Source organism: Halorubrum rarum, assembly GCF_048380895.1.
GTDB lineage: Archaea > Halobacteriota > Halobacteria > Halobacteriales > Haloferacaceae > Halorubrum.
Genome location: NZ_JBLWMN010000016.1, coordinates 21,437 through 34,065, shown reverse-complemented (window position 1 = coordinate 34,065; position 12,629 = coordinate 21,437). Strand labels below are relative to the sequence as shown.

14 protein-coding genes, 1 tRNA gene and 1 pseudogene are annotated in these 12,629 nt (G+C 67.5%); 9 read left to right on the top strand and 7 right to left on the bottom strand.

What is annotated here, in order from left to right:
- Nucleotides 1–16: 16 nt before the first annotated feature.
- From ACNSN7_RS11970 to ACNSN7_RS11945, 6 genes are all read right to left on the bottom strand, one after another.
- Complete coding sequence (locus tag ACNSN7_RS11970; RefSeq protein WP_418282523.1) at nucleotides 17–742, bottom strand: ribosome assembly factor SBDS; 726 nt, start codon at nucleotides 740–742, stop codon at nucleotides 17–19.
- Nucleotides 743–823: 81 nt separating this feature from the next.
- Nucleotides 824–1,021: a DUF7576 family protein gene (locus ACNSN7_RS11965; RefSeq protein ID WP_418282522.1), complete on the bottom strand. Its 198-nt coding sequence runs from the start codon at nucleotides 1,019–1,021 to the stop codon at nucleotides 824–826.
- Nucleotides 1,022–1,082: 61 nt separating this feature from the next.
- A complete protein-coding gene (gene malQ, locus ACNSN7_RS11960) occupies nucleotides 1,083–2,573 on the bottom strand; it encodes a 4-alpha-glucanotransferase (protein ID WP_418282521.1) in 1,491 nt (496 codons plus the stop codon).
- 72 nt (nucleotides 2,574–2,645) lie between these two features.
- Nucleotides 2,646–3,899 (bottom strand): MFS transporter, encoded by a 1,254-nt coding sequence (locus tag ACNSN7_RS11955; RefSeq protein ID WP_418282520.1) that lies wholly within the window; start codon nucleotides 3,897–3,899, stop codon nucleotides 2,646–2,648.
- Nucleotides 3,900–4,000: 101 nt separating this feature from the next.
- Nucleotides 4,001–4,645: a DsbA family protein gene (locus tag ACNSN7_RS11950; RefSeq protein WP_418282519.1), complete on the bottom strand. Its 645-nt coding sequence runs from the start codon at nucleotides 4,643–4,645 to the stop codon at nucleotides 4,001–4,003.
- Nucleotides 4,646–4,722: 77 nt separating this feature from the next.
- Nucleotides 4,723–4,878 (bottom strand): DUF7563 family protein, encoded by a 156-nt coding sequence (locus ACNSN7_RS11945; RefSeq protein ID WP_418282518.1) that lies wholly within the window; start codon nucleotides 4,876–4,878, stop codon nucleotides 4,723–4,725.
- A 109-nt stretch (nucleotides 4,879–4,987) separates the two neighbouring features.
- On the opposite strand from ACNSN7_RS11945, the pseudogene ACNSN7_RS11940 reads away from it, so the two are divergent.
- From ACNSN7_RS11940 to ACNSN7_RS11930, 3 genes and pseudogenes are all read left to right on the top strand, one after another.
- Nucleotides 4,988–5,275: pseudogene (locus ACNSN7_RS11940) on the top strand (DUF5779 family protein); the annotation flags it as partial.
- A 91-nt stretch (nucleotides 5,276–5,366) separates the two neighbouring features.
- A complete protein-coding gene (locus ACNSN7_RS11935; RefSeq protein ID WP_418282579.1) occupies nucleotides 5,367–6,059 on the top strand; it encodes a hypothetical protein in 693 nt (230 codons plus the stop codon).
- Between the two features lie 293 nt (nucleotides 6,060–6,352).
- Nucleotides 6,353–7,291 carry a right-handed parallel beta-helix repeat-containing protein gene (locus ACNSN7_RS11930; protein ID WP_418282517.1) on the top strand — a complete coding sequence of 313 codons (939 nt, stop codon included), beginning with the start codon at nucleotides 6,353–6,355 and terminating at the stop codon, nucleotides 7,289–7,291.
- A gap of 975 nt (nucleotides 7,292–8,266) precedes the next feature.
- Here ACNSN7_RS11930 and ACNSN7_RS11925 read toward each other — a convergent pair.
- Nucleotides 8,267–8,337 (bottom strand) — tRNA-Gly (locus ACNSN7_RS11925).
- Between the two features lie 255 nt (nucleotides 8,338–8,592).
- Here ACNSN7_RS11925 and ACNSN7_RS11920 point away from each other — a divergent pair.
- From ACNSN7_RS11920 to ACNSN7_RS11895, 6 genes are read left to right on the top strand one after another with little or no spacing between them, the layout of a single operon-like run.
- Nucleotides 8,593–9,459, top strand: coding sequence for a putative RNA uridine N3 methyltransferase (locus ACNSN7_RS11920; protein ID WP_418282516.1), 867 nt, complete (start codon nucleotides 8,593–8,595; stop codon nucleotides 9,457–9,459).
- Between the two features lie 4 nt (nucleotides 9,460–9,463).
- Complete coding sequence (locus tag ACNSN7_RS11915; RefSeq protein ID WP_418282515.1) at nucleotides 9,464–10,480, top strand: 50S ribosomal protein L3; 1,017 nt, start codon at nucleotides 9,464–9,466, stop codon at nucleotides 10,478–10,480.
- A 3-nt stretch (nucleotides 10,481–10,483) separates the two neighbouring features.
- Nucleotides 10,484–11,230 carry a 50S ribosomal protein L4 gene (gene rpl4p / locus ACNSN7_RS11910; RefSeq protein WP_418282514.1) on the top strand — a complete coding sequence of 249 codons (747 nt, stop codon included), beginning with the start codon at nucleotides 10,484–10,486 and terminating at the stop codon, nucleotides 11,228–11,230.
- Nucleotides 11,227–11,481: a 50S ribosomal protein L23 gene (locus tag ACNSN7_RS11905; RefSeq protein WP_418282513.1), complete on the top strand. Its 255-nt coding sequence runs from the start codon at nucleotides 11,227–11,229 to the stop codon at nucleotides 11,479–11,481. The genes rpl4p and ACNSN7_RS11905 overlap by 4 nt, the downstream gene beginning before the upstream one ends.
- A 2-nt stretch (nucleotides 11,482–11,483) precedes the next feature.
- On the top strand, nucleotides 11,484–12,206 hold the full coding sequence (locus ACNSN7_RS11900) for a 50S ribosomal protein L2 (protein ID WP_418282512.1): 723 nt from the start codon (nucleotides 11,484–11,486) through the stop codon (nucleotides 12,204–12,206).
- Nucleotides 12,203–12,628, top strand: a complete 426-nt coding sequence (locus tag ACNSN7_RS11895; RefSeq protein WP_418282511.1) for a 30S ribosomal protein S19 — start codon at nucleotides 12,203–12,205, stop codon at nucleotides 12,626–12,628. The genes ACNSN7_RS11900 and ACNSN7_RS11895 overlap by 4 nt, the downstream gene beginning before the upstream one ends.
- Nucleotide 12,629: the final 1 nt, after the last annotated feature.

Here is a 12,629-nt window from a genome sequence, read left to right as displayed (position 1 = left end):
CGCGCTGTTGGCGCGGCTACCGCGTACTCAACTCGTCTTTGTCCTTGATCACGCGAACGTTTCCCTCTCCGGAGGTAACCTCGTTGACGAGGTCGTACAGTTCGTTTTGGAGCCCGGCGGGGAAGGTGAGCACTCCGACCCACGAACCGTCGTTTTGCCACTCCTCCCGTTCGAGATCGCCGAACTCCCTCACTTTCGCCTGTCCCGGACCGGCGTAGTCGGCGGGGAGCTGGACCGCCATCGTCACCTCCTCGAACCGGATCGGGATGACGGGCCGGAGCGCCTCGAGCGCGTCGTCGATCTGGTTCTCGACCGGCTCCATCGGATCCACCTGGAACCCCGCCTCCTCTAAGGCGCGCTCGATGCGCTCGGGCGGGTGCGGCGAGTCGTCCATCTGCGGGTTGACCGCGTTCCGCGTGATCGTGGTGATGAGCTTCCTGCGTTTCTGTGCCTGCATCTCCTCGCGCTGCTCGGCGGTGATCTGTATCTCGCCGTCCGTGACGACCCGCGGGATTATCTCCATCGGATCGGTGGTCCCGAAGACGGTTTCGAGGTCCTCCTCGGCCGGGCGATCGCCGCGGGAGGCGTTCTCGAAGACGTCTTCGGCGGCGATAACGTCCGACAGGTCGCCGTCGAACTCTCCGCGTTTCATCGCGAGCGCGGCGTCGGGGTCGATCAGGACCTCGAACCGCTCGCCGTGCGACTCCAGTCGGGCCGTCACGGCCTCGTCGAGTGATATCATGCGTACTGCTACCACCGCGGGGGTGAAAAAGCCTCCCGGGACGCGGTCGCGGATCCGACGGACGGGTCGCGGACGGAATCGTCAGTTGCCGGTCGGTCGTTCGTCGTCCCAGCCGTCACGGCACTCCTGGTCGCAGAAGTGCCGGTGTTCGGCGTGATCGCCGACGATCCACGTGACCGTTCGATGGCCGGTCCCTAACACTGGCTCCCCACAGGTCGCGCACCGCGGTGCGGACTCCTCGTCGACGTCCTCTCCGAGATCGGAGGTCGGATCTACCATACTCCCCCTCCCGTCTCGGAGTACTTGAATCCGCGAAGGGCGGCAGTTCTGGCCGCAGGGGTCACCGAACGTGGAACTCGCCCAGCTCCCGGAGTCGGTCGGCGACGTCCGACTCGAGCGCCTCCCGAGTGACTCGCCACTCCCAGTTCCCGCCGAGCGTTCCCGGTTCGTTCAGGCGGGCGTCGCTACCGAGTCCGAGCAGGTCCTGTGCCGTCGCCATCGCGATGATCGCCTCCGAGCTCCAGACGGCGTCGATGATCTCCCATTCGATCGCGTCCTCGTCGTCGACGCCCAGGTTGTAGCGGAGACAGTCGCGCTGTCGCTCCGGGAGGGTCGCGTAGTAGCCGACCCACGTGTCGGTGTCGTGTGTCGACGTGTAGCCGACGACCGACTCCGGGTAGTGCATCGGCTGGTATTCGTTACCCTCCTGACACCAGTCGGCATACTGCGGGACGCGCATGCCGGGGAAGCCGAACTCGCGTGCGATCTCGTCCATACGTCGGTCCTCGAAGCCGAGATCCTCGGCGATGAAGGGCGCACGGCCCAGCTCGCGCTCGACGGTTTCGAACAGCTCTCGCCCGGGGCCGTCGCGCCACTCGCCCGCGCCGGGGTCGTCGACGTCGGCCGGGATCGCCCAGTAGCGCACGAACCCGAGGAAGTGATCGAGCCGCGCGACGTCAGCGAGATCGAACAGCCGGCGGAACCGCGCGAGCCACCAGTCGTAGTCGCGCTCGGCGAGGCTCTCCCAGTCGTACAGGGGGTTCCCCCATCGCTGTCCGTCGTCGCCGGGGTTCGGCGGAACGCCCGCGACCGCCGTCGGACGGTTGTCGGCGTCCAGCCGGAACACCTCCGGGCTCGCCCACACGTCCGCGGAGTCGAGCGCGACGTAGATGGGGACGTCGCCGACGATCGACACGTCGTTGTCGGCGGCGGCAGACCGGAGGTCCCGCCACTGCCGGTCGAACGTCCACTGGACGAACTCGTGGTATCGGATCTCCTCGGCGTGCTCCGCTCGCGCCGCGGCGAGGGCGTCCGCCTCCCGGGTCCGAAGCGAGTCGGGCCACTCCGTCCAGACGTCCTCGGGACGCGCCGCCGAGAGTGCGCGGAACAGCGCGTAGTCGGCGAGCCACGGCTCCCGCTCGCGGAACGCGTCGAGGTCCGCTCGCGCGTCCGCAGTCGCGTGCTCGTCGAACCGCTCGAACGCGGTCCGGAGCAGCGGGAGCTTGTACTCCCGAACGCGCTCGTAGTCGACGCGGTCCTCGGGGAAGTCGGGGACCGGTTCGAGCTCTTCCTCGCGGAGCGCGTCCTCCGCGACGAGCCGATCGAGACTGATCAGGAGCGGGTTGCCGGCGAACGCCGACGGTGACTGGTACGGGGAGTCGCCGGCGGCCCCGATGGTCGGTCCGATCGGACAGATCTGCCAGAGGTCGACGTCGGCGTCACCGAGGAACGAGAGGAACTCGCGTGCGCCGTTCCCGAGGTCGCCGATCCCGTGTGGGCCCGGCAGCGAGGTGACGTGACAGAACACGCCGCCGGAGCGATCGAATCGCATGGGTACCGCTGTGTGTGCCAGCGACTCAAGCGTTGCGCCCGAGCGGGCCGATCATCCGATTGACGGCACGACTCACGACCGCTCGGCGTCGAACCGTTTCATCGACTCGACGCGCGGCGCGATCCGGTACACGACCGGCAACAGGAGCATCGCGATCACGAGTTCCATCCCTCCGACGGCGAGGAACGCGGGTCGGTAGCCGAGCGTCCCGGTCGTCGCGCCGCCGACGAGGAAGCCGGTGAGAAAGCCGAGCGAGCCAAACACGTTGAACAGCCCCATGGCGGCACCCCGCGCCTCGCGGTCGACGAGGTCCGTGACGAGCGCCATCGTCGCCGGTGCGATCAGCGCGCCGCATACGCCGACGAGAACCATCAACGCGGCCGCGACCGGATACACCGGTGCGACGCCGACGCCGGCGATGACCACGCCGTACGCGACCGAGCCGAGCACGATCGGGTAGAACCGTCCGATCCGGTCCGAAAGCGCACCGAGCGGGGCCTGTAGCACGGCAAACGGCACGAAAAACAGCCCGAGCGTCGCTCCGGCACCCGCCGCCGAGAGCCCGAACGTCGCGGGGTCTTGAAAGTAGTACACGCCGACCAGCGACAGAAACCCGGCCGTCAATCGGTCCACGAACCCGAACGCGAACGGGACGAGCAGCGTCGGCGTCGATCGGATCCGAGCGAGCACTGCACGGACCCCGACGTCTTCGCTCGCGTGGGACTCGGACGACGTCGCGTCCTCGTCGGAACGGGAGGCGAGTCGCTCGTCGACGCCGAGCGCGAGCAGTCCGGCCGACCCCAACACGATCGCCCCCGCATAAACGGGATAGAACGGGTCCAGATCGGCGAGGACGCCGCCGACCGTCGACCCGACCGCGGCTCCGAGACCGATGGCGACTCCCGCCGCGCCCATGTTTCGTCCGTTCCCGCCGCCGAGGTCCATCAGTAGCGTGATCCCGAGCGAGAACGCGCCGATCGTGAACGCGCCGCCGACGACGCGGACGGCGAGAGCGGCCTCGAACCCGCCGCCGAGCGCGGGGACCGCGGCGAGCACGAGGTACGAGCAGGCCCCGCCGACCGCGCCGATCACCACGAGGGGGACCCGTCGGCCGAGCGCGTCGCTGGCGGCTCCCCAGACGACCGCGAAGGCGACGAACGCGGCGAACTCGGCGACGAGAAACCACATCCCGGCGTCGATTCCCGCCGGCGCACCGAGCGCGACGACCAGACCGGGAACGCCCGGGTACAGAAGGACCTGCGAGACCAGTACCGCGAGGACGACCGCTCCCAACCGCCGTCGATCCCGCCGGTCATCCCGTGTCATCGTATGAACTCGGGACGTGATCCCTCAAAAGGTCCGCGCTCCGTCTCCGCTCCGTCCGCTCCGACGACAGGGCTCCGATCGCGCCGCCTCGGATCCTCCGTCTACGACCGCGCCGCCTCGATCGCGTCCGAAACGGCGTCCGCGGTCGGGTCGACGGAGTCGCCGTTCACGTACACCGTCGGCGTCGCCTGGAGGTCCAGGTCCGCTCCCTCGCCGCGATCGCTCATGAGGGTGGCCTCGTACGATTCGGCCTCCGCGTCCGCGATCGCGGCACACGGGTCCGAACCGGCCTCCTCGGCCGCGGATCCGATCGCGTCGAGGCTGTAGCTCCCGTGGAACTCGTACACCGCCGACGCGAACGCGAAGAAGGCCTCGTCGCCCGCTCTGGCACCGACGCCGCGGGCCGCGCTCGCGACGGGGACCGCCCAGTCCTCGTCGACGGGGATCGGGAAGTCCCAGTGCTCGTACCGGATCTCGCCGGTGTCGATGTGTGCCTCGCGGATCGCCGGGAACTCGTCGAGCTTGTAGTTGGCACACGCCCCGCAGGTGAAGTCCTCGAACGCCCGAACGACGACGTCCGAATCCGGATCGCCGATGACGGGCCTGTAGTCGAGGTCGGGCGATGCCGGGTCGGCGTCACAGTCGTACTCGGGCGTGTCGGGGTCGTCGCCGCCGAGACAGCCGGCCGCACCGACGACGCCGGCGGCACTCAGCCCGGCGAGCACCGCTCGTCGCGTTCGTTCCATGGGAGACGGTGGGGTCGGGGCACACTTAACGGATCCGAGAATCGAGAGCCGACGGAGTACAATCGAGCGACGATCGGTTAGACGCGTTTCGAGCGAGCCTCGCGCACGCCGGCACCGTCGCGGACCATGTCCTCGCAGCTCGGACAGACGCGGACGTCGTCGTAGCCCGGCGGGGCGAACACTCGCACGTACCGTTCCGTCACGAACGAACTGCAGTTCCGACATTCCGGCATTTCGGCCGGAGATACGGCGGCATCGGAGATAGTGTTTCGGGCACCGGCGCGGATCGACGGGACTCGGCGGTACCGAACGCTTTTGGCGGCGTGGGATGACGCTCCGGGTATGAGCGATTGGGACCTCGATCTTCGGGACGCCGAAGACCGGATGGACGAGACGTTCGCCGCAGGGGGTGACGTCGTCCTCGGCGTCCTCGACGGGACGACGGACCCCGACGAGTGGGTACGAAGCGTCGACTACGGCAACACGCTGGTGTTATCGATCGACGGCGACCTCAACGAACTCGCCGCGGGGTTCGCCCGCGAGATCAAGGACATGGGCGGCGAACTGATGCACTTCCGCGGATTCCTCGTCGTTACGCCGCCCGGAACAGGGATCGACACGAACCGCCTGGATCGGTAGCGGTCGCGGGGGCGTTCGGTGGTCACGGACGGTACGACTGACCGGGGTTCAAATGGTTCCCGCCCGAACTGATTCCATGGCCATGAACGGTTCCGGCGAGGCGGACCTCCACGAGATCGATCGGTTCGAGCGCGGCGTCGGCTGGATCGCGTACCCGGAGGAGGCGATGGAGCGTGCGAGCCACGCGCTCGCGGTGCACGACGAGGAGGGGGAGACGGACGAGGTGTGGGTGATCGATCCGGTCGACGCGCCCGGCGTCGACGACCTGCTGGCCGAGTTCGGCGAGGTTGCCGGGGTCGTCTGCGCGCTCGACCGGCACAAACGCGACTGCGCCGCGATCGCGACCCGTCACGACGTCGCCGTCCACGTCCCCGACTGGATGTCCGGGGTCGCCGAGGAGCTGGACGCGCCGGTCGAGCGGTTCGGCCGCCGACTGGCCGACACCGGCTTCGAGGCGATCCGGATCCGGAACTCCGCGATCCCGCCGTGGCAGGAGGTCGGACTGTACGACGGGGAGACCCTCGTCGTCCCCGAGTCGCTCGGCTCCGCCGCCTACTTCCGCGGCGACCGCGAGCGGCTCGGCGTTCACCCGATGCTCCGACTCACTCCGCCGCGCGAGACGCTCTCCGGGCTGAACCCGGAGCGCGTCCTCGTCGGTCACGGGGTGGGCGTCCTCGACGACGCCGCCCGTACGGTCGAGCGCGCGCTCGACGGCTCCCGCCGGAAGGCACCAGGGCTCTACGCGAAGACGATCCGATCGATGATCGGTTTGTGAGTCGGGGACGGTTCAGCAGGTCGAACGGCTCTCGATCCGGAACACACCGATCCTACCGGCCGGAAGTCGAGCCGGGAGTCCGATCGCGTCGAGCGGTGTTTGGCAACGATTAGCAAACAGGGTGTCCGGTCGTGGATCGGCCTACCTCCGGTCCGGTTCACGTGTGTCCCGTATAACAATGTACCTCGATGGAGTACGCACCGCGCGCCTCTGAGGGGGTACTGAAACCCATGAACGGGACTGACGGTAGACACGGGCGACGTACAGTGTTGAAAACGATCGGTGGATCCGTGATGGCGGGGAGCGTACTCGCGGGTACGTCAGCGGCCCAGACAACGATCGAGGTCCCGGGAGACGAACCGACCGTTGCGGACGGGCTCGCCGCCGCCGATTCCGGGGATACGGTCGCCGTCGCGTCCGGGAGCTTCTCGGAGCCGGCGCTCGTCATCGGACAGGATGACCTCACGCTCCGCGGTGTCGGGAGCGGGGAGACGACCATCGAGAGTCAATCCGGCGGGAGGGGGATAACGGTCGAGGGAGACGGCGTCACACTCGAGGGGTTCACGCTCGATGGTGCCGGTGGATACGGACTCAAGCTCCAGTTCGCCAGCGATCTCTCCCTTCGAGACGTTCACGCGACGAACAACGGACGAACCGGGATCGATCTGAACAAGACGGACGATCCGACGCTGACCGACGTCGTCTCCCGGAACAACGACGGCGGCATGGGGATCGCACTCAGAGACCTGGAGGGTGCCACCATCGAGAACGCACGTACCGGATCGAACGGCTGGGGCGGCCTCGCCCTGTGGGCACCGTCTGGAGAGAGTCTCCTCGGGACCAGCGTGACCGGATCGACGTTCGAGAACGAGCAGGTGGCCGGAGTGGTCGTGCAGTACGCCGGACCGTTCGACGCCTCCTTCGAGGGGAATCGGATCCGGGACAACGGCATCGGGGTCCACGTCGACGACGCGTTCGGTGAAGTCGAGGGCATCGACGGGATCTCCATCCGAAACAACGACATCGAGAGCAACGAAATCGGCGTCCTGAACGCCGAGTCGAACGACGAACTCGACGCGGCCGGGAACTGGTGGGGACACGCGAGCGGGCCGGGCGGCTCCGACGGCCGGACGAATCCCGCGGGACGCGTCGTCGGGAAGGGCGACTCGATAGCCGGTGACGTGGACTTCGACGACTGGCTTAGGCGACCGATCGACCACCCGTCACGGTGAACGCGTCGGCGTTCGGTCCTTTTGTGTCGGTTATTCGACCGAGAGACGTCCGAACCCCGGCGAGGTCGGTCGGAAGTGCATCGGCCGAGATTCCCGTGAGCGGAGCGAACGGGAAACAGGCCGGAACCGACCGCAGGGAGTGCATCGGCCGAGATTTGAACCACGGTCGCTCGCTCCGCTCGCTCTCTGATTCAAATCAGTGGCTCCGTTGAAATCCTATCCCTCAGACAGAATAAAACATGACACAGTCGGTCGCTGAAGGGTACTTCGTGATCGATAGCGGGAGTACGTGAATCAGATCGGTGGTCGCGATGCGGCATTTAAACGACCGTGAGCGACGGCGATGGCTACTTATAAAAAACGCATGCGGCGGCGCGCGCCTCCGAGCGCCCAACGGGCGCGAGGAGCGCGTGCGAGGGAGTCAGGAGCGGTCGCCGAGCGGTTCCGGCGACCGCCCCTGACGAGGCTGGGGAGGCGTGAGGTGCGGGTGCTGTGCGGCTGCGGTGCCGTGCGGGGTGGGACTCAAAGGGGCAGCCGCGAGGGCGAAGTCCGCCGCAGCAAGCACCGCACCGGGCTGTGTGGAGAGGGGCGGCGCGCAGCAAGGCGCGCGAGTCGTCGCGGCTGGGGCTTTGCAGGTGTTCACCGCCGATCCGAGTAAGACCGCTTATAAGCGAGCGGCTGGGGCTTTGCAGGCGTTCATCGTCGATACGACCGAGGTTGCTTATAAACGCCCGGCAGCAACACCCCAGTTCCACATATAAACACCCGCGCCACCGATCTGGTACGCCCACTCCCGCTCTCAATCGCCGCTGTGTCCGTACTGACCGCGATCGGAACCAGGTGTATCAAATACAGAGGATTTCAACAGAGCCAAAATCACTCGATGATTTCTCTCACTTCGTTCGAGAAATGCACCGGCCGAGATTCCCGTGAGCGGAGCGAACGGGAAGCAGGCCGGAAACCGACCAAAGGGAGTGCACCGGCCGAGATTTGAACTCGGGTTGCAACCATGGCAAGGTTGCGTGATACCACTACACTACCGGTGCGTGCTTCGCGTGTAAACGTAATCCGGGATGGAGACATAAGCGTTCCGAACGTCGGCGGGTTCGGGTCACGTTCCCACATCGAATCCGCCGACCGAATCGCGTCCCGGTTGGCCGCCGACCGGTCCACATCGATCGATGACAGGGATCGCATCGCGAAAACGGGCGTCTGGTCGCGTGTGAACGCTACACACCCCGAAATCGGGACCGCTACCCTTTTAGGTGCTCCCCCGGAATTCCGGGTACAGTCTCGCCACGATGGATGCAGAGGACGGACTCACGATATGTGTGCCGTCCTCGCTCGTCCGGGAAGCCGAGGACAAACGCGAGGCAACTCGCAAACTCGGCTACGTCGCCCGCGCGGCGGCGGTCTTCCGGGCGCGCCGGCTCGTCGTCTTCCCCGATCGGGAAGCCGAGAACCGATGGGGTGGGGAGTTCGTCCACGCCGTGCTGGGCTACGCCGCGACGCCGCCGGAGCTCCGAAAGGACCTCTGGGGCGAACGCGACGAGCTCCAGTACGTCGGGATACTTCCCCCGCTCCGCGTTCCGTGGCGGACCGGCTCGTCCCCAGACGGGGAGGAGTCGAAAACACAGGGACTCGTGACCGAGGTCGGACCTGAAGGCCGCGTTCGGGTCAATTCCCCGCTGGGGGAACACCCGATCTCCCTGCTCGTCCCCTCCGAGATGGAGGTCGAGCAGGGGGAGCGCGTCACCATCAGGGTCTCTTCGAGAGAACCGGTCCGCGCCCGCATCACCGGGAAGCCCGAGGAGGGGTTCCAGGTCGTGGGCGCGGACCTCGCGGAAGCGCTCGACGACGACGGACTCGCCATCGCGACGTCGCGGCACGGAGAACCGCTCTCCGTCCCGCGGCTCGGCGAGATCGTCGCGGACGCACGGGAGGCAGGCGGCTACACCGTCGCCTTCGGTGCGCCCGGTCGAGGACTTCCGGACATGCTTGGGTGTACACCCGAGGAACTCCGGGCTGCCGTCGCCGACGGCCGTCCAGTCGAACCCGATCCGGGGTTCGACCTCTGGCTGAACACGATCCCGGCACAGGGCAGCGAGGTAGTCCGAACGGAGGAGGCTCTGTTCGCGACCCTCGGCTCGCTCACACTCACGGAGTAAACACATGCCACAACCAAGCCGACCACGAAAAGGCTCGCTGGGCTACGGCCCGCGCACCCGCGCAGAGAGCGAGGTGCCGCGTATCCGATCGTGGCCAGACGACGACGGAGCCCCCGCACTGCAGGGGTTCGCCGGCTACAAAGCCGGAATGACCCACGTCGTCATGGTCAACGACGAGGCCAACTCGCCGCGTGAGGGGATGGAAGAGTCCGTCCCCGTGACGGTGGTGGAGACGCCGCCGATGTACGCGGTCGCCCTACGCGCCTACGAGCAGACGCCGTACGGACAGAAGCCGGTTGCAGAGGTCTGGGGGACCGAGTTCCACGAGGAGCTCGACCGCACCCTCGACCTGCCGGCGGAGAACACCTTCGAGGCGGACGTCGAGGAGCTCGAGGAGCTGCTCGCGGACCGCGCCGTCGATGACGTTCGCGTCATCACCCACACGGCACCCTCGGAGCTCGCGAACGTTCCCAAGAAGAAGCCCGACGTCATGGAGACGCGCGTCGGCGGCGGTTCCATCGAGGAGCGTGCCGACTTCGCGCTCGACCTCGTCAAGGAGGGCGGTGCCCACGAGTTCGGCGACGTCTTCCGCGCCGGCCAGTACACCGACGTCTCCGGCGTCACGAAGGGGAAAGGGACGCAGGGTCCCGTCAAACGCTGGGGCGTTCAAAAGCGGAAGGGGAAACACGCCCGTCAGGGATGGCGGCGTCGGATCGGGAACCTCGGTCCGTGGAACCCCTCCCGCGTCCGCTCCACCGTTCCCCAGCAGGGGCAGACCGGCTACCACCAGCGCACCGAGCTCAACAAGCGCCTCATCGACTTCGGCGACGGCGACGACGCCAGCGTCGACGGCGGCTTCGTCAACCACGGCGAGGTCGACGGCGACTACGCGCTCGTCAAGGGCTCGCTGCCCGGACCGAGCCAGCGCCTGCTTCGCTTCCGCCCGGCCATTCGGCCGAACGACCAGCCGCGCCTCGATCCCGAGGTTCGGTACGTATCCACCGCATCCAACCAGGGATAACTCATGAACGCAACAGTACACGACCTGGACGGCGGGGACGAAGGCAGCATCGAGCTGCCGGACGTCTTCGAGACGGCGTTCCGACCGGACCTCATCGGTCGGGCGGTCTCCGCCGCACAGGCCAACCGAAAACAGGCGTACGGTGCCGACGAGTTCGCCGGGCTTCGAACCCCCGCGGAGTCGTTCGGATCCGGACGCGGGCTCGCACACGTCCCGCGATCGGAGAACGTCGCCCGCCGCGTCCCGCACGCGGTCTCCGGGCGTCGAGCGCACCCGCCGAAAGCAGAGAAAGACCAGACGAAGAAGCTGAACGACAAGGAGCGCCAGTTGGCGATCCGGTCGGCGATCGCGGCGACCGCCGACCCCGACGTCGTCGCCGAGCGCGGTCACGCGTTCGACGACGACGTCGAACTCCCGCTCGTCGTCTCCGACGAGTTCGAGGAGGTCGTGAAGACCCAGGACGCGCTCGCGTTCCTCGAGGCGGTCGGCGTCGCCGACGACATCGAGCGCGCTGAGGAGGGTCGTTCGGTCCGGTCCGGCCGCGGGAAGACCCGCGGTCGTAAGTACAGCCAACCGAAGTCCGTGCTCGTCGTCACCAGCGAGGAGCCGTCCCGCGCCGCCCGCAACCTCGCGGGCGTCGACGTCGCGACCGCGAGCGAGGTCAACGCGGAGGACCTCGCGCCGGGCGCGCATCCAGGCCGGCTCACGCTGTGGACCGAATCGGCGATCGAGGAGGTGGCCGACCGATGAGCTCGCTCATCGAACACCCGCTCGTGACCGAGCAGGCGATGAACGAGATGGACTTCAAGAACAAGCTGCTGTTCATCGTCGACATCGACGCCGCGAAACCCGATATCCGCGAGGAGATCGAGACTCGGTACGACGTCACGATCGTCGACGTGAACACGCAGGTGACCCCCAAGGGCACGAAGAAGGCCACGGTCACCCTCTCCGAGGACGACGACGCGACGGAGATCGCCTCCCGGATCGGGGTGTTCTGACAATGGGACGACGAATTCAAGGACAGCGGCGTGGACGCGGCGGCTCGACGTTCCGGGCCCCCTCGCACCGCTATAAGGCGGAACTGTCGCATCGAACGCTCGAAGACACGGACACGATCGAGGGCGAGATCGTCGGGATCGAACACGACCCCGCTCGCTCGGCCCCGCTCGCGGACGTCGAGTTCGAGGACGGCGACCGTCGGCTCGTGCTCGCGCCGGAGGGCGTGCGCGTGGGCGAGACGATCCAGGTCGGCGTGTCGGCGGAGATCAAACCCGGCAACACGATGCCGCTCGCGGAGATTCCGGAAGGAGTCCCCGTCTGCAACGTCGAGAGCAACCGGGGCGACGGTGGGAAGTTCGCTCGCGCGTCGGGCGTCTCGGCGACGCTTCTCACCCACGACCGCGACGTCGCGGTCGTCCAGTTGCCCAGCGGCGAAGTGAAGCGACTCGACCCGCAGTGCCGCGCCACGATCGGCGTGGTCGCCGGCGGCGGGCGGACGGAGAAGCCGTTCGTCAAGGCCGGCAACAAACATCACAAGATGAAATCGCGCGGCACGAAGTACCCGCGCGTCCGCGGTGTCGCCATGAACGCCGTCGACCACCCGTTCGGTGGCGGCGGCCGGCAGCACCCCGGCAAGCCGAAGTCGGTCTCGCGGGACGCCCCGCCGGGACGGAAGGTCGGTGACATCGCATCCAAGCGAACCGGACGAGGTGGAAACAAATGAGTTCCGAATACCGCACCGGCCGCGAGGGCAAGGAGTTCGCCTACCGCGGTCACTCGCTCGACGAGTTGCAGGAAATGGACGTAGAGGAGGTCGCGGAGCTGCTCCCCGCACGCCAGCGGCGAACCATCGAACGCGGACTGGGCGTCGAACAGCGAAAGCTGCTCGAGAAGGCCCGGAGCCGCGACAAAGAGGAGACGGCCGACGACCCGATCCGGACGCATCTGCGCGACATGCCGATCCTTCCGGAGTTCGTCGGTATCACCTTCTCCGTGTACAACGGACACAGCTTCGAGCGCGTGCAGGTCGACCCCGAGATGATCGGACATTACCTCGGCGAGTTCCACCTGACTCGAAGCACCGTCGAACACGGTCAGGCCGGCATCGGCGCGACCCGGTCCTCGAAGTTCGTGCCCCTCAAGTAAC